This window comes from Acetobacteraceae bacterium (assembly GCA_039613835.1).
Lineage (GTDB): Bacteria > Pseudomonadota > Alphaproteobacteria > Acetobacterales > Acetobacteraceae > Sorlinia.
The window spans coordinates 1,736,665-1,752,972 of record CP154827.1; the positions used below are offsets into that span (position 1 = coordinate 1,736,665).

The 16,308-nt window shown below is 54.6% G+C and carries 12 protein-coding genes and 5 pseudogenes; 4 read left to right on the top strand and 13 right to left on the bottom strand.

From position 1 onward, the window contains the following. Positions 1-264: 264 nt before the first annotated feature. The 3 genes and pseudogenes from AAYR33_09655 to AAYR33_09665 all read left to right on the top strand — a co-directional run bounded on the left by AAYR33_09655 (position 265) and on the right by AAYR33_09665 (position 1,629). Complete coding sequence (locus AAYR33_09655; GenBank protein XAO71215.1) at positions 265-453, top strand: hypothetical protein; 189 nt, start codon at positions 265-267, stop codon at positions 451-453. A gap of 18 nt (positions 454-471) precedes the next feature. Continuing rightward, positions 472-1,190 (top strand): annotated as a pseudogene (locus AAYR33_09660) (MFS transporter). A gap of 88 nt (positions 1,191-1,278) precedes the next feature. Continuing rightward, on the top strand, positions 1,279-1,629 hold the full coding sequence (locus AAYR33_09665) for an MFS transporter (GenBank protein XAO71216.1): 351 nt from the start codon (positions 1,279-1,281) through the stop codon (positions 1,627-1,629). A 45-nt stretch (positions 1,630-1,674) separates the two neighbouring features. Here AAYR33_09665 and AAYR33_09670 read toward each other — a convergent pair whose 3' ends face one another. The 7 genes and pseudogenes from AAYR33_09670 to AAYR33_09700 form a co-directional block, all read right to left on the bottom strand. After that, the gene (locus tag AAYR33_09670) at positions 1,675-4,056 is read right to left on the bottom strand and encodes an EAL domain-containing protein (GenBank protein XAO71217.1); all 2,382 of its coding nucleotides are present in this window, start codon (positions 4,054-4,056) and stop codon (positions 1,675-1,677) included. Then, a complete protein-coding gene (locus tag AAYR33_09675) occupies positions 3,980-4,486 on the bottom strand; it encodes an isoprenylcysteine carboxylmethyltransferase family protein (GenBank protein ID XAO71218.1) in 507 nt (168 codons plus the stop codon). Before AAYR33_09675 ends, AAYR33_09670 begins: the two co-directional genes overlap by 77 nt. A 113-nt stretch (positions 4,487-4,599) precedes the next feature. Beyond that, entirely contained in the window at positions 4,600-4,977 is a 378-nt protein-coding gene (locus AAYR33_09680) for a hypothetical protein (protein XAO71219.1), read from the bottom strand. Then, positions 4,974-5,351: a hypothetical protein gene (locus tag AAYR33_09685; GenBank protein ID XAO71220.1), complete on the bottom strand. Its 378-nt coding sequence runs from the start codon at positions 5,349-5,351 to the stop codon at positions 4,974-4,976. The genes AAYR33_09680 and AAYR33_09685 overlap by 4 nt, the downstream gene beginning before the upstream one ends. 994 nt (positions 5,352-6,345) lie before the next feature. Beyond that, positions 6,346-7,974 (bottom strand): annotated as a pseudogene (locus AAYR33_09690) (efflux transporter outer membrane subunit). Then, a pseudogene (locus AAYR33_09695) lies at positions 7,971-9,126 on the bottom strand (efflux RND transporter periplasmic adaptor subunit). The pseudogenes AAYR33_09690 and AAYR33_09695 overlap by 4 nt, the downstream one beginning before the upstream one ends. Further along, positions 9,100-9,860: pseudogene (locus AAYR33_09700) on the bottom strand (efflux RND transporter permease subunit). The pseudogenes AAYR33_09695 and AAYR33_09700 overlap by 27 nt, the downstream one beginning before the upstream one ends. Positions 9,861-10,866: 1,006 nt before the next feature. Here AAYR33_09700 and AAYR33_09705 point away from each other — a divergent pair. Continuing rightward, positions 10,867-11,058: a helix-turn-helix domain-containing protein gene (locus tag AAYR33_09705; GenBank protein XAO71221.1), complete on the top strand. Its 192-nt coding sequence runs from the start codon at positions 10,867-10,869 to the stop codon at positions 11,056-11,058. Between the two features lie 80 nt (positions 11,059-11,138). Here the strand turns inward: AAYR33_09705 and AAYR33_09710 are convergent, their stop codons facing one another. The 6 genes and pseudogenes from AAYR33_09710 to AAYR33_09735 form a co-directional block, all read right to left on the bottom strand. Next, positions 11,139-11,798, bottom strand: a complete 660-nt coding sequence (locus AAYR33_09710) for a hypothetical protein (GenBank protein ID XAO71222.1) — start codon at positions 11,796-11,798, stop codon at positions 11,139-11,141. A gap of 198 nt (positions 11,799-11,996) precedes the next feature. Next, entirely contained in the window at positions 11,997-13,067 is a 1,071-nt protein-coding gene (locus AAYR33_09715; GenBank protein XAO71223.1) for a hypothetical protein, read from the bottom strand. 21 nt (positions 13,068-13,088) lie between these two features. Continuing rightward, a pseudogene (locus AAYR33_09720) lies at positions 13,089-13,757 on the bottom strand (Hsp33 family molecular chaperone HslO). Between the two features lie 107 nt (positions 13,758-13,864). Further along, positions 13,865-14,029, bottom strand: a complete 165-nt coding sequence (locus tag AAYR33_09725) for a hypothetical protein (GenBank protein ID XAO71224.1) — start codon at positions 14,027-14,029, stop codon at positions 13,865-13,867. A gap of 24 nt (positions 14,030-14,053) precedes the next feature. After that, positions 14,054-15,037, bottom strand: coding sequence for an ornithine carbamoyltransferase (argF, locus tag AAYR33_09730; GenBank protein ID XAO71225.1), 984 nt, complete (start codon positions 15,035-15,037; stop codon positions 14,054-14,056). 2 nt (positions 15,038-15,039) lie between these two features. Further along, positions 15,040-16,227, bottom strand: a complete 1,188-nt coding sequence (locus AAYR33_09735; GenBank protein ID XAO71226.1) for an aspartate aminotransferase family protein — start codon at positions 16,225-16,227, stop codon at positions 15,040-15,042. Between the last annotated feature and the right edge of the window lie 81 nt (positions 16,228-16,308).

Genomic DNA, 16,308 nt, shown 5'->3' on the forward strand with positions numbered 1-16,308 from the left:
GTTGCGGCGTCGGGGGAGCCACTCTCAGGGCGGCTCTCTCATCAAAGAGCCGCGAGTAGGCGCGCCTTGCAGAAAAGGGTCGGCTTGGATGTGAGAAGCGGTAAGCCTCATCTTCACGAAGCTGTGTCTTTCCAAGGCGGGATCTTCGGGCCTAGCTGGATCTCCGGTTTTCACACCTGGCTTGCGGAGGTTTCATGCGTCCCGATGGCTTACCTTTATGCGCCGACCCCTGAGTCTATTCGAACGGAGGCGCCTCAGCGACGCGTGACGCCTGCTGATCTCCGGGTTTTTATCGCATCCTGCGTGGCGGGCCTGGCCGGACTTCTCTTCGGGTATGATCAGGGCATCATCTCGGCCGCGCTTCTCACGATTGAACATGGCTTTCCGCTCAGCTTATTTGGCAAAAGGCCGTCGCGGCAAGCATGGTGGCGGGTGCTCTTCTGGGCTGTCTGATCGCGGGCCCCGTTTCGGATCGCTGGGGGGCGACGTCCTGTTGTCGCTTTAGCCGGGCTGATTTTTCTGCTCGGCTCGATCGGGTCGGGTCTGGCCGCCTCCGCCTGGCACCTGACCGGGGCGCGATTTATCCTCGGCATTGCTGTCGGCGGGGCCAGTCAGATCGTCCCTGTCTATATCGCCGAACTCGCCCCGGCTTCGCGCCGCGGTCGTCTCGTTCTGATGTTCCAACTCGCAATTGTCAGTGGCATCCTCATATCCTCGCTGATCGGGTGGTTGCTGAGCGGTCACGCATGGGCCCTCCATCTTTTAGGGCGCGGGGGTGATTGGCGACTGATGTTTTTCCTGGGTGCTGTGCCGGCACTCATGCTTCTCATAGGGGTATCGATCCTCCCGGAAAGTTCCCGTTACCTCGCAATGCGCGGGCAGGCGGCGGCGATGCGCGTGTTACATCGCTTGCGCGATCCGCAGGCGGCACCGGAGGATGAAATGCGTGAAATCCTCAGCGCCGCGCCTGAAACTCGAAACTGGTGCACCCTCTGTACACGCCGCGCCCCCCCCGCTCTCATTGCGGGTGCGGGGCTGGCCATGTTCAGTCAGATGACGGGCACGAATGCCGTGCTGACTTACGCACCCACCATTTTGTCCGGTGCCGGTTTCGACCATAATGTTGCTTTGCTGATATCGCTCGGGATGGGCATCGCCATCACTCTGGCGACAGTCCTGGGCGTCTGGGCCGGCGACGTTTGATGCTGTGCGTCCTGCCGGGCTCTATCTTTGCTTTGTTTCTTCTGGCAGCCGTGTTTCTGCATGGTGACCCGGAAGATGCGGGGAGATGGCTCGCCATTATCGGCCTCCTGCTTTATGTCCTTTGCACGTTGGGCAGTATCAATGCCGCTCTCTGGCTGGTGGGCGCGGAAATCTTCCCTCTCTCCGTGCCGGGGTAAGGGCATAAGTCTCGACACCATCTCGCACTGGTCCTTCGATTTTCTTGTGTCGATGGTCACGTTGTCGGTTATCGCGATACTCGGCGTTTCGGGCACTTTCCTGTTATTCGCGCTGATCACTGTCTCAGCGTGGCTGTTTATTTATGCCCGCATACCGGAGATAAAAAGCCGCTCCCTCGAAGCGATCGAGGAAAGTCTTTCAGACGGGACGTTTCTCCACCATCGATGAGATCCTGAGATCCCGTAATGCGGGACGTGTCAATGACCGCCCGCGTCAGATGTGAAGGGGCCCGGGGACATGGCTCAATGGCGTGTCGTGCCCGGCGGCGGTTTTCTGGAGATGGCCGGCACGCATTTTCTGGAAGGACGTACCGGATGTCAGGATCTTCCTGATATCCTCTGACGGACGGGGGCGGCTGAGGTAAAAGCCCTGCGCAAACGGAATGCCGTTCAATTGCAGCCAGATGAGCTGATTTTCGTGCTCGATACCTTCTGCCACAACATAGACATTCATATCCGCCGCGAGGCGCGCAATCGTCCTGACGATGGCCGTCACCTTCTGATTGGTGGTGACATTCTCCATGAATGATGCGTCGATCTTGATGCCATCCACGTTAAAATCGCAGAGATAGGTCAGTGATGAATATCCTGTGCCGAAATCATCCAATATCAGGCGCACCCCCAATTTTCGGAGGTCACGAAGCTGGTCAAGCGTATGGGCTTCAGCGGCCAGAAATGTTGTCTCCGTCACTTCAAGTCCCAGCCGAGAGGGGGAGAGGCCCGTATCATTGAGGCACGTCGCCACCACAGATACGAAATTACCGGAGCGCAACTGACTGGGAGAGACATTGACCGCAATCGGAAGATGACTGGGCCATTTGACGGCCTCCCGACAGGCGTGATTCAGGGTGAAAGCGCCGATCTCATCAGCCTGGCTATTATCTTCAATCGTCTTGATGAATTTTTCGGCTGACAGGACGCCATGTTCAGGATGCCGCCATCTTATCAGCGCTTCGGCAGAGACAATATGGGCCGTCGTCGTGTCGAAGATGGGCTGATATTCCAGGAAGAACTCTTTATTATCAATGGCGGTGACGAGGTCAGCCTTCAGCTTGACCTTCTTGAAATACTCTTCCTCCATCGCCGGTTTGAAAAGTGAGAAACTGTTACGGTGTTTCTTGGCGTGGTAAAGCGCGAGGTCAGCATGATGGAAAAGGTGCTCCGTCGTCTCACCATCCCGCGGGAAAAATGCGACACCCACACTGACACTTGGCCTGATGGCAATGTAATCAATGAAAAATTCCTGATTGAAGCTTTCAACCAATGAGCGGCTGAAAGCGACCGCGTCATCCTGATCGGCAGAAGGGAGGATCAGAGTAAACTCATCCCCGCCCAACCGCCCGATGAGATCGGTCGGATGGCAGGCGCGTTTAATCCGCTTGACGATCATGCGCAACATGACATTGCCCACCTCATGGCCATATTGGTCATTGACAAGCTTAAACCGATCAACATCAATCAGGAGAAAGGTGAAAGGCGTCTTATTCTCGCAATATTGATGAAGTGTTTTGAGGAATGCCTGCCGATTCATCACCTTTGTAAGATCGTCATAATTTGCCATGAAATGGACCCGGGATTCAGCCCTCTTCTTTTCCGTGATGTTTGAGCTAACGCCCCGGAACCCGAGGAAATGTCCATTGCGGTCATGGGTAGGATGACCCGTGATGTTGAAATAATATTTTTGGCCATTCTGCCGGGTCAGGACGACATGGTCGCGAAAAGGCCGGTTGTTGCGGATAAACGCGTCGATTGTCGGGCGGGTCGTGTCGTCATTTTCAAAGCCGAGATCTGCGAAACAGCAGCCCTCAATCGTGGCACTGCGGGGCTGGAAAAATCTTTTCATTTTCACATCGACATTGCGCAGTCTGCCGTTACGATCCGTCTCCCACAACCAGTTCGGTGAATTCGTTTCATATTCTCGCAGAAACACGCTGATCGTTTCATTCTGCCGTTCCAGATTGAGGCGGCTGATGGCGCGTTCGATCAGGATCTTGTTGATGTAGATGATGCCACTGGCGGCAAAACCGATAAACCCGACGAATGAGAATTTTGCAACGGCTTCCACCGTATGTAGGCAGGTGAAGATGGCGAGGATGCAGAAGGAACTGACGGGAAGGAAAAAGGCAAAGGCGGAGCTGAGGGGCACACCGATGATAGGTGTTGACACCAATCCCATCGAGATTTCCAGCAACACGCCATCTGTGATGAATTCATCTTCAAGCGCAAAGCGCGAAATGATCGTGCCCCAGGCGCAACCCAGGGCCACGAAGAGAAAGAGTGAGCGCGAGATAAACCGCGCATCATTCTGGTCCTTCTGCCAGGTGTGCTTGTTGATGTTGAGGCACACATAGAGAAAGATGAGGAAGACCCATTGGATGACGAGGAGGGTAGAGGGGCGGTTATCCAGCCCGAAGATGAACAATGTCGATGAGGAAACACCGAGAAGCGTGTAAAGAAAGACAGTGTTGGAAAGGATACCGGATTGCTCACGCCGGATTTCTCCAGCGTGCTCAGGAATGTCATCTAAAGCGAAAAGTCGCCACAGCTCGCGCCAATATCGAGGCGTGAACAGTCTTATGGGTCCCCGTTTCTGCATGTCTGAAACCGCCTGATTTAAAAAGGCCTCGCTTGGAAAGATAAGCCTTGTAGAAAGAGCCCAGTTCCGATTGGAGAAGTCTCCTCTCCTCTTCTCGGGCAAGTATGGCATACCATATGAAGAAGGCGAGGGTGAACATCCATAGAACGGGCCCGCCAATGAGGGCGGTCGCCAACCAGAAAAGCCGGTAAGCAACATAGAACGGGTGACGCAGATAGCGATAAGGTCCCCGCGTGACAATTTCTCGTGAAACGGCGTCCTCATGCGCAACATGGAGGCCGCCTTTGCGTGTCGCGCTGACAGCACTCCAGAAAATAAGCGCGGAGGCGATGAAGAGCGCAATCGCGCCACCGACCTGCCATGGACCCGGTTCTAACAAAAGGCCGATCGCAAGGAATGTCACGTAGGCGACAAGGCTGAAAATCGACAAGGCCCGCATATTGTGCGGTATTTGCCCCGGGGATTCAAAATGTCGGTATAAAGCCCACGTGAAGGATAAAAAGCAGAAGAGTGAGAATGCGAAGGCGCACGGCGTCGTGTAAATCATCGGAGGTCTCCCGCGCGTAAATAGACGGCACCGCCGCTCATGAAATCATCTAACGAGCCGGTCGCCGTTGTGAAAGGGTCCATGATCGGGAAAGCCGCCCGAAGCTCATCAAAGCGTTTTCTGTCTGAAGACATAAGCTGCATCCGGCATTTCAGGCCTGGATAAGGCTGCGGCGCTGTCTCAGCCTGGTAGCCAAGACGCCGGTAGAATGAGGCGTGCGATTTCCGCACGCAGGCAATGGTGATCTGAGCATGTGACATCATCGAAACATAACTTGCGATGCGATAGAGCAGATAGACAATGGCGCCCCCGTGATCAAGAGACGGGTCACGCACCAGACGCGTATATTCAGCAACCCGGACAGGACCACTCACCGCGTGGGCTGCATCCCGCATGATGCGATCAAGCGTTTCAGGGAAAGTGTATCGTAACAGGGTGAGCGCTGGTCCGCACCCTGGAGAAGCAGGCAGACGCGCACGGACGCGACAGGGTCGCCATCGCGATAAAGAACGATGGTGCGACTATTGGAGAGGAGATCATAATCATCGGAGAAAAGGCCGGAATTATTGGGCTCAATATGACCGGACGCCAGGTAACATTGATATCTTAAACGGTATGCGTCCTCTCTCGTATCTTCATCAAATGCCATTTTGGCCAGATAAACATCGGCCGGAATAAAATTGCTGACTTTTGGCAGTTCTTCAGGGTTGATGTGCGCAATTCGAGCGCTTGAGAAAGTCATGAACATCTATATGCTCCGAATTTGAAATAAGACCACGCCATTCGGTGGATAAATCGGCGTCTTCGAAGCGATATATATATGAATTTCATGTTTAGTAAAGAATTATTTTAAATAATTTATGAGAAAATTATTGACGCTATTAAAGTAAAAACGCAGAAAAAAACTAAATTTATTGTTTATATTTGATTTTATTTATCTGGATTGACCAAAAATTTTAGTAGGCCATTAAATTTTTAAAGCCGTATTTATATGAACTGTTGATATCTCCCGAACCGAATCGCTAAGGCCTTGAAAGCGTTTCGTATTTATTTTCCGGAGTCAGATTTTTGTGATCTGTCACAGACGAGGCGGGCATTATGGCGTGGCACGTCAGGCCAAAACGGTGATAAAAACGCTTGTAATGCGCAGGACTCACTGCGCGGGTTTTTACATGGCGCGCGTGCACAGCACCGGAAGGATCCTGTTTCAACGGTGATCTGGCCGTCTGAAAGGAGCGCTTTGAGCTTGTCATTCATCTTGACCTTTCTGACATCTTGAGACGTTCCCCTTCCGCAATTGAGAGATCCTGCTCTCAGCTGCGGTAACAAGATAACGTCGCGCCCCTCTGATAAATCGCGTTTGTGAACAAAGAGTTACTTCGAATCGACCTGAAACCTCCCGCCCCCTCGCATTGCCGCCTAATAAAGTGGAAGAGCAGATCTGCAAACCTGCTCTAATGACGTTGATTAAACCCTTCGAAATTCGACATTTACCATCATGAATCGCAGTGAGATGAAAATATATTTTACTCTCTTGTATATCATTTTCCAAAAGTAAGTAAAATATATTTACTCCAGCGCTTATTTCAAATCTCGACCCTTCGGGCTGAACCCCATTTCTGGGGTGCCACAGGTCAAAATGCAGCCAAGAGCTTAGACATGGCGATGAGTCGGCGCAGCTTGTCGGTCATGCTCGGGGTTCGACGGCATGACGTGCCTGAGGAAGGCGACGCCCCGACCCCTCACTCTGCTAAACGAAGGCGCAAGGGTGGTAGGCTCTCACGCGGTGTCGCGTGCGTCGATTCCGGCAAGGGCTGACTCAGATCCTCAAACGCCTTCGGGTGGGGCGCGCTCTCCACATCGCCAATTGGGTCCGGATGGTGGATATTTCCGTATTGCAGGGGCGAGAGGGAGAGGGTCGATTTCATATCCGGCAATGCTGACCGATCCCAGCCGCCGCCTAATGCACGGATCAGCCCGACATCTGCCTGATATAATCTTGTGGCCACCGTCACCTGCTCAATGCGGGCCTGCAGCGTCTGCACCTGCGCGAAAATCGCTTCGAGATAGGTGCCGACGCCACCTTGATAAAGCGTCATGGTCATACGCTGGGTGGAGAGAGAAGCATCAACCGATATGCTCAGTGCCTGATTTTCAGCATTCAGCCGATCCGTACGGGACAGCCCATCCTCGACTTCCCTGAAACTGTCCAGAACCTTGCTGCGATAACGATCCCGTGTTTCGCGATAATCGGACCAGGCCTGTTGTAAACGCGCGCGGCGAAGGTCCCCCCTCAAAAATCGGTAATTTGAAGGTTGCGCCGTAAGTCCAGAGGGAATTGGCAAGATTGGCGAGGTCAAACCCATTCTGCGCGAAACCGCCCCCGGCGCTGAGAGTCACATTGGGATAGAAAGCGGCACGTGTAATACCGATTTCCCGATTGGCCTCCGCCATGCGGCGCTCCGCACTTGCGACATCCGGGCGTCGCTGCAAAAGCGCCGAGGGGACGTCGGTCGGGATAGCGGGCTGGGCAAAGCGCAGGACCGACTTTGCGGGGATGTGGAAGGATGAGGGTGAGCAGTTGGTCAGGATGGCGATGGTATGTTCAACCACGGCGCGGGCAGCCTCAATGTCCAATCTGGCGGCGATTGTGTTGTAAAGCTGGGTTTTGGCGCGCGTGACATCCAAGGCGGGAGCTGCCTGGTTTTGAAGCTGGTTCTGCGTGATTTTCAGCGCTTTGCGGTAATAGGCGATGGACTGATCATAAATCGCAAGTTGTGCGTCATAACCGCGCAGCTGGATAAAGTCGGACGCCAACTCCGCTTGAAGGCTCAGGCGCGACACGGCGTAATCCGCCGCCTTCTCCTGCGCCTGATTTTGCCCCATCCACATGCGGTTGCGCAATTTGACCCAAAAATCCGGCTCCCAGGAGACAAGGCCGTGATATTCCTCATCCGTCTCCGTCGTCGCGCCCTTATAGCGGAAAAGGCGGTCTGCCGACTGCTTATTATCCGTCACGCCGGCATTCAGCGATAAATGGGGCAAAAGGTCCGAACGTGCGGAGGCCCCACCATGGCGCGGGCCTGAATAAAGCGTTCCGCGGCGGCCTGAAGGTCCGGATTGCTGCGCGTCAGATCATCCTCAAGATGATTGAGGAGGGGGTCGCCGAACATCGTCCACCACTGAGTCGACAGGGTCGCGTCCGCTGGCGTCGCGATGCTGAAAGGGGCACGGCCCTGCCAGCTCGCGGGCACGATAAATTTGGGCGTGTGATAAGTGGGTGCAAGATCATAGGCTGAAAGGGCGAGCATGGCCGTCACCGCGCCATACTTCGTAAGCGCGCGGCGGAAGGGGAAGAGTCGCGCCATCATTTCGCTTCGGCCCCATCGGCATCGGCAGCGTGATCGTAACCTTTTGCAGGGATGACGACATTGACCTTATCCCTCTCAAGGAGGTCGGCTGGCGGGTTGTTGATGACGCGATCATCCGCTGCAAGGCCGGAAAGCACTTCGGTGGATGTATCCGCCATGCGGCCCACCTTGATCTCCTTGAAATGGACCCGGTTATCCTTGTCCACCGTCGCGACCTGCATGCCCTTCTCCTGAAACACCGGGGCGCCACTCGGGATCTGCCGCACCGTGCTGTGACTGTTTTTCGCGGTCAGTTTGATGGAGGCGAAGGTACCTGGCCATAATTCATGGTCAGCATTCTCCATGACGAATTCCGTCACCGCCGTGCGCGTGTTCGAATCAAAACCGCGGGCCATCGTCAGGAAACGCGCTTTAAAGGTGCGGTTGGGAAATTGCGGCACCGTGACATCCGCCTCAAGGCCCGGCTGAAGAATATAGGCAAAAACTTCCGGCACAGAGACGAAAAGACGCAATTTATCGACTTGCCCGACCGTGAACATCTCCTTGGCGTCGCCCTTTGCATCCATATCGCCGGACCCATCCCGCACATAATTCCCCGACACTGATGTTACGTGCGGTGACGACGCCTGAAAAAGGCGCGACAATGGATTTGAATTTCTCAAGCGCGGCAAACCGGTCAACATTATGCTGCGCGGCTTCCAAACTTGCCTGCTGCGATTTCATGTTCGCGACGGAGATGGAGACAGTCTGTCCAGAAACGGACTGGGATTTTCCCATGGCCTGCCAACGTTTGGCCGTGACGACGGAAAGATTATATTTCGCTTCCGCCGCAGAGAGATCCGCCTTGGCCTGCGCATATTGCGCGTCAAGACCGGGCGCATTGATCTCTGCCATGAGATCACCGGCCTGAACATCCGCACCGAAATCCTTGAACCACATTTTCACATAGCCGGAGACCTGCGGATAAATCCGCGCGGAGTACCAGGCATCGATCGTGCCGGGAAGGGTGATGGACACCATGGGATCTGCCGGTTTCGGTGTCAACACAGCGACATCTTCAATGGCTCCGGATTGCGTGACGCGGCGAAGCTCCCACGCATAGACGATGCGACCGATGAGGAGAGACCCGACAATCATGGCAAGTGCGGTCATCAAGACGGGGCGGATACGACCGATCCCGGCTTCCAACGCCGCTTTCAGGGCGTTGCCATGAATTTCAATCCGCTCACGCGCATAGGAGACGACGAGGATGGAATTGGCCGTTGCTGTGCCCATACACATAATGGCGTCTTGTCAGAGCGGGGACGGAAAGACGCGTCCCCGTCAGGAAGAGCGCCCAGGCAATCCCGGCCAGCGCCCCGGCAAGGCGGTAATGATGATGAAGGGATCAAGCCAGGTATGGAAATTGACGACGATCAGCAGATAGATCAGCAGGACGGATACGACCAGGCCAAAAATCAGCTGGCTGTAGGCCTGTGCATCGTCGTGGCCTGCCCGCGTACATCAATCGCCGCACTGCGCGGCACGCGCCCGGCGGTTTTGGACAGAACATGCTGGACGCCCGACAGGACCGAACCGAGATCTGTCCCCGGTTGGAAAAAAATATTAACGATGCCACGCCCGTAATAAGAGTTCGACTCCATCCGCTCTATATTGTTGACGGTTGAAGTGACGTTGAGCTCAAAATTATAGATGATGCGCCCTGCAAATTGCTCCGGCAGCATGCCATTATAGGCCCAGACGACGGAAACAACGGGTATTTTGATATTCGGGAAGACATCCGTCGGCGTCTTGAAAATCGCCAGAATACCGAACATCAAAATCAGGATTGAGAAGACAACAAAAGTCAGAGGGTGTCTGAGGGCGGTGACGACAATAGCGTTCATTTAGTGAGGCGCTTCCAATCGATTTTGTCGCAGGGGAGGTCGCGACCGATGGGCGACCCTCGGTAACGGGCGGACCAACGTTTACGAAGAGTAGCGACGAGATGACAAAACTACGCGCAAAATGTCCAATTACTTTTTTTTAAAGTTGAATTTCGACAGGCACGACTCCTCGCTCCTGTCTCGCAGCGTGCATCCTGCTGATCGCACGCTACAAATCGCTCTGACAAACAAAAGTCAATTTTCTATTAACTATTGTTTATAACATGTTGAAATTACAGCGTAAGAGGCGACCCTCCACGGCACTGAGCAATATGATGACAAAATGTTGCAAATTTTGATACGTGCATTTTAAAAGATATCCGGTCAAAAAACGGGATTTTCAAAAACAATGTGAGTCATCTACAATCTAAAGTGGTATAATTTATTGAGAAGATTCTTCAAATTATACCAATGTCATAAAGTAGTATTTTATGATGTAAAATATATATTATTCTTCAAATAAGTATATTTGCTTCATACTTTAGGATAAAATAAATATAAAATGGAGTCATAAGGATTCATTCATTCAATAAATTATTTTTTAGTGCAAGTCCTTGGTTGTGGCGACTTATTGGGGAGAGCGGCTCCCGAAAAGATGTATTGTCGATGGGCGTCCGGTCATTCAGTGCACGCAATTTATGAAGCCGCGCTTTACGTGTTGATTTCCCCCTAGGAAGAGGAGTTTTGCCCCCAAATCCATCATCAAGTCGCTGGCGGTTTTCCAGGGTGAACGGCTTCAAGTGTCGCGTTCGAAACGGCTTAATGTTGATGAAAAATTGTTATTATCCTTAGCGAGTATTTGAGCCGCCTCTTCTGCGCATTTATCCGCAAAAGAGGCATCATTACATTAGGCCGTGGTGACACGTCGCATGACTTCTTGTTCTCACGGACAATTTTATTTGAGGAGAATTTAAAATTGGTCATGAAAGGTGTCAAATTTACGCCGCGCCAGGTGCGCATACAATTCATGAAAAAGAAATTTCTGGAGCAGATCGCGAAATCCGCCAATATCTCTGAAGCTGCGCGCGTCGCCGGGATTGATCGGGGCACCGCTTATAATTGGCGGCAGGCTGACCCGGATTTCAATGAAAAATGGGAGAAAATGCTCGATCATTCGGATGGCGCCCCGGTAGAAACATGCTCCGAGGCAGAGAGCTGACGTCAGCAAAAAAAATGGACGGAATAAAGCGTCAGCCGAATTGAGGGGGCAGACGCTTTACCGGGCCGCTTTGGCTGAACTCATATGCCACGATGATTGGGAAGGTGCAGCGTGCCCGGCTGGGGTGAAAGCTGCGTCCCGGCCGAGGCGGGTGACGATGAGTCATCGCCCAGCGGGAATACGGCATCCGGCATCTCGACGGATTTCGGTGCCGTTGGCGTTTGGGGTGCCGCAGATTTTTCTGGCGCTTTGACAATAGTGACGCCGGAGGGCGCGTTGGCTGCCGCATCACCTGCCGCCGATGCGCCATCATCGCCAGTACCGGGGTTCAAGGAAATCTGTTTGACGTCGCGACGCAGCGGCGTCCCGCCTGCATCCACTAGCCAATCCCCCAGAACGTGTCGGATCTGATATTCCAGTGCGCTGTTCATGCTGCGCATCATGGAAATTCCCATATTATCCAGCGCTTCGGGCGAGTCAGCGTCAATATCACCCATATAGGCGGTGCTGTCGGTGCGGATGACAGCGTAACCCGCCGTGTCGCTCATCGGAGAGGCGACATCAATCCGAAGGGATAATTGGCCGATCAGGGTCGAGACGGGTGCGTGCTGGATGGAATCCCTCACCACCGTGATTTTAGCGGTGCCGTGACTGCCCGCGGCATTGAGGCGGTGCGCGACCATTTCACGTATCCGCATCATGAGAGGGACAGATGCGCGGTAGGAAATGTCGCCAGGCACATGCTGGCGCGCGGAGTCATCAATGACGGTGATGGAAGCGACATTGAGGTTCAGCGTCTTGAAGTCCGCATAGTCGATGGGCGGAGAAGGGTCCGGGCGTCGCGGACCACACCCTGTGATGGTGAAAAAACCACGATCGACGTTATGAATGTCACACCGATTCCGACTCTTCTCATCGCTGCTTCCGCTCCCTTACCTTTACTGAGTGTCACTGAGGATGGTTTTAGACCTTGCGTCGTATCCGCGATAAAAACCGGATGGTGAGGGTGCATCTCGTGTCGGCTTGATGGCGGCCATATCGGGCTCAGGCGTGGCATCCTGATCTTTCGATTTGGATGCGCCCGTCTGGCTGAGAAAAGCCCAGGCGGGGGAAATGAGATCGGCACGTTGGTAAGTCGGTTTATGCTCGGGGAGCACTTCCGGCGTTGGGGACAGATTTGTCATGTCGGATGTGCGGCCAAGGCCGAAACTCTCAGGATCGAAATGCTGCGCATGTTCAATCACCTGGACATGGGAGGGGTTGATCAACATCCAGGCAAGAATTTTCGCCGGGATAAGCGCCGGAAACTCAAGGTCGGAGATTACAAGCCCGGTATCAGGAAGATAAAGGCTGGGAGGGTCTTTTAAGCCGGACCGTCTCCAGATCAGGTAAAATGCCGCATCTGCATCATCATCATAAAAGCGATGGACGAGCAGATCCTCGATCATGAAAGAAAGCTGGGATCGAAGCGGCTTGTCGTCGAATGGCGACAGGATAATCGGCGTTTCCGCCGTGATGCGCGTGCCCAGCAACCGCGTGATCGCGGAGATACGCCATTGGCCGACCAACTCAGGTTGTGCTGCGGCTTTTTGCACGATCTCGGCTTTGGTTGAGACCGAGATATTTCTGATATTCCGCGCTGACCAGGCGAGGCTGAGATGGAGGGAGAGAAATTCCGGCATGGCGGAAATATCTTCCCCGGACGTCACGCGTGACGGTTTCTTGGAGAGAGATGTGCAGTAAAGCGCCTTATAAGCGTGCGCAACCGTGCCGAGGACATCATCTGTATCGAGTTTGGAGAGAAACTCGATATGTGAACCGCAATAATCAAAGCGACTATTCAGAAACCAGGCAGCCCGCCTCGCGCTCTTTTCCTCTATGAAAACGACCGCGCTGATATTGTCGGAAAGGCTGACATGCGCCTCCACCCGCCATCCCGGGTAGAGACGCTCCAGCCGATGTCCATCGACGCGGACGCGGCGATAGAAATTTGCGATGTCGTTGCTCATGGCGGTCACTTATCCAAGCCCCTAAACGGGGTCAGGCGCGATATTGTTGCGATCAAATCGATAATCTACTCCGCAAAATTCACATGACATTGTGATCACGCGATTTTCAGCCATTTCATCAAGGTCGTCATCACCGAAATTTCTCAAAACAGATAAAAGTTTTTCATGCGAGCATCTGCAGCCGAAACGCGCCGGACGGGGCGGGGCGACGGCAACGCCAAGCGTGCCAAAAACACGGCATAATAAGGCGCTATGCGTCAAATGCGGGTTAAAAACCTCTTCCGCCGTCAGCGTCGCGGCGAAGGTTTTCGCCGTCTCCCAATGATCTTCCGCCGCGTGATGACTTTCACGCCCGCCCTCATCGGCGATGCGCTCCACGACCAGCGCGCCAGCATCCCATTTTCCGTCCTGAAAGCGTGAGAAAAGCCGGATCAATGTCGGGAGTTGCTCACTGGTGGCGAAGTAATGCGCCGCCATTTCCGACAGAGACTCACCTTCCAAAGTGACGATGCCCTATTGACGATCTATCTCCGGGCCCTGATCAATCGTGAAGGCAAAATATCCCTTCCCGAACATGATATCAGCGCGCGGCTCTATCTCCGGCAGGTCGTGAAGGCGGTCGTCTTCCGCCAGACGCATATAGAGGCGCACGACCCCATCATGTGTGCTGTCCGCAACCAGCAGCGACACGGGCCCGTCACCCTTGACCTGAAGGGAGAGGCCCCCTCAAATTTAAGTCCGGCGCTTCATACCCGCCGCCAGGCTCAGCGCCTGCCCACCAAGGTGCGCGGCGGCACCTAAGGCCTTGCTGCGCGGGAGAGGATCGCATCCGCCAGCCCGCCCAGACGCACGAGGCGCCCGCGCACCGGGCTGCCGGAAAGGTTGAATGACACATCGTTGATCTCGATGTCCGGGATAGCGGCGGCATTAGGGTGAGAGGCGGGCATGTCCGACATTTTCATGATAGGAATTTCGTCAGTCCGGCCTCAGGATGCAAGACCGGCGCTGGCCCAATCTTCACCCCCCAGACACCAGAGTAAAAGGCTCTTCTGGGCATGAAGACGGTTTTCAGCCTCATCAAAGACGACGGAAGCCGCGCTTTCGAAGACTTCCGACGAGACTTCCTCACCGACATGGGCGGGCAGGCAATGCATAAAGAGCGCACCCGATGCCGCTTGCGACATCAGGTGTTTTGAAATCTGAAATGGGCGTAAAGCCTCCAGACGCTCTTCTGAATCTATGTCGGACATGCTCGTCCACGTATCCGTAACGACGCAATCCGCGTTTTTCACGGCATCTTCAGGATCGTGGAAAAGCCGGATGCGCCCCCCTTCGCGGCGGGCCCAATCCAGCACTTCCGGCCGTGGCGAAAGGGATGGCGGCGTGGCGAGATCAAGCGAGAAATCGAATCTCACAGCGCCTTCAATGAGGGAGGTCGCAACATTATTGCCATCCCCCACCCACGCCCATTTTGTGCCGGCCACCGGGCCGCGATGTTCTTCAAACGTCATGATATCAGCGAGAATCTGCACCGGATGCGAGTCAGGCGTCAGGCCATTTATCACGGGGATAGAGCTCCATCGCGTGAGCTCCCTCAACGTCTCGACATCACCGGTCCGAACCACCAGCGCGTCGAGAAAGCGCGACAGAACCCGCGCCGTGTCCGCCAGCGACTCACCCCGCCCCACCTGCATATCTGCGGGTGAAAGAATGAGCGTCCGGCCGCCCAGTTGACCCGTACCGACTTCAAAGGAAATGCGCGTGCGGGTGGAGGGTTTTTCCAGCATCAGGCCGAGACTGCGCCCGGCGAGGGGTTGCTTCGGATGGAGGAGGAATTTCCGCCCCGACTGCATGCGTTTAACCGACGCGCCGACATCAATGATGGCACGCAACGTTGAGGCGTCGAGATCACGGAGATCGATAAAATGCCGTATTCCGGTTTGTTCGCGGACGGGCGCTAAATTGTTCATCGTTAGGACTCCGTTGACGAAAGGGTAAAATGCTGTACCGTTTTCTCAAGCGCGTCGAGGGCGATGACGCACTCCGCCTCCGAGACGATGAGGGGAGGGATCAGACGCAGGGTGTTGTCTCCCGCGGAGGTACACAGCAATCCATAACCACGCGCGACTTTCATGACCTCCGCGACGGGGGGGGCGCATTTGAGGCCCCATATCAGCCCGCGTCCGCGCGCAAGGGTGAAGACAGCGCCATAATTCCGGCATAAAGCGTCCAGCTTCTCGCCCAGAATGCGGCCCGTGCGTTCAACGCGCTCCAGAAAACCTGGGTGGGTGACGATATCGAGCACCACATTCCCCGCCGCGCAGGCAAGCGGATTGCCACCAAAGGTGGAACCATGGGTGCCTGGCGTCATGGCCTGCCCCACGTGGGACTTCACGAGGATTGCCCCGATCGGCACGCCGCCGCCGAGGCCCTTCGCCAGGGAGATAATATCGGGCGAGATCCCTTCCCACTCATAAGCGAAAAGTTTGCCCGTTCGGCCAATACCAGTCTGGACCTCATCCAAGGCGAGGAGCAGGCCATATTCGTCACAGGTTTGGCGTAAAGCTTTCAGGAAGCCGTCTGAAAGCGGCTTAACACCGCTCTCACCCTGGATGGGCTCCACGAGGATACCGGCAGTCTGGGACGTGATGGCCGCGCGGACCTCATTCATATTATCGAAAGCCACGTGATCAAATCCGTCAACGGGCAGCCCGAAACCTTTGAGATACGTCTCGTTACCCGTTGCGGAGAGGGTCGCCAGCGTGCGGCCATGGAAAGCGCCGTGGAAGCAGATCAGACGCTGGCGCTCCGGATGGCCGTTTTCCGCATGAAAACGGCGCACCATTTTGATCAACCCCTCATTGGCCTCGGCACCGGAGTTGCAGAAAAACACCTGATCCGCGAAGGAATTTGCAACAAGCTTTTCGGCCAGAATTTCGGCCTGCGGGATGCGGTAAAGGTTGGAGACATGGATGATGCGCCGGACCTGCTCGGTTATGGTCGCGACAAGCGCATCATGTCCGTGCCCAAGAGAAGACACGGCAATACCTGACCCGAAATCAAGATATCGTCGTCCATCACTGGCAAAAAGCCAGCAGCCCTCACCCCTCTCGAAAGAAAGATCAATACGATTGAAGACTGGCAGGAGAGCAGACGACATGGATCATCATTCCTTACCCACAATTAAAAATAAAATCCCCGCCCTCGCAGGCAGGGAAAAACGAAGGGGCACATCATGACG

Bases quoted from the DNA above. Each gene is read 5' to 3' on its own strand.
- AAYR33_09665 (XAO71216.1), top strand. From the start codon at position 1,279: ATGCGGGGAGATGGCTCGCCATTATCGGCCTCCTGCTTTATGTCCTTT.
- AAYR33_09670 (XAO71217.1), bottom strand. From the start codon at position 4,056: ATGCAGAAACGGGGACCCATAAGACTGTTCACGCCTCGATATTGGCGC.
- AAYR33_09685 (XAO71220.1), bottom strand. From the start codon at position 5,351: ATGTTCATGACTTTCTCAAGCGCTCGAATTGCGCACATCAACCCTGAA.
- AAYR33_09705 (XAO71221.1), top strand. From the start codon at position 10,867: ATGAAAAAGAAATTTCTGGAGCAGATCGCGAAATCCGCCAATATCTCT.
- AAYR33_09715 (XAO71223.1), bottom strand. From the start codon at position 13,067: ATGAGCAACGACATCGCAAATTTCTATCGCCGCGTCCGCGTCGATGGA.
- AAYR33_09725 (XAO71224.1), bottom strand. From the start codon at position 14,029: ATGAAAATGTCGGACATGCCCGCCTCTCACCCTAATGCCGCCGCTATC.
- argF (XAO71225.1), bottom strand. From the start codon at position 15,037: ATGAACAATTTAGCGCCCGTCCGCGAACAAACCGGAATACGGCATTTT.
- AAYR33_09735 (XAO71226.1), bottom strand. From the start codon at position 16,227: ATGTCGTCTGCTCTCCTGCCAGTCTTCAATCGTATTGATCTTTCTTTC.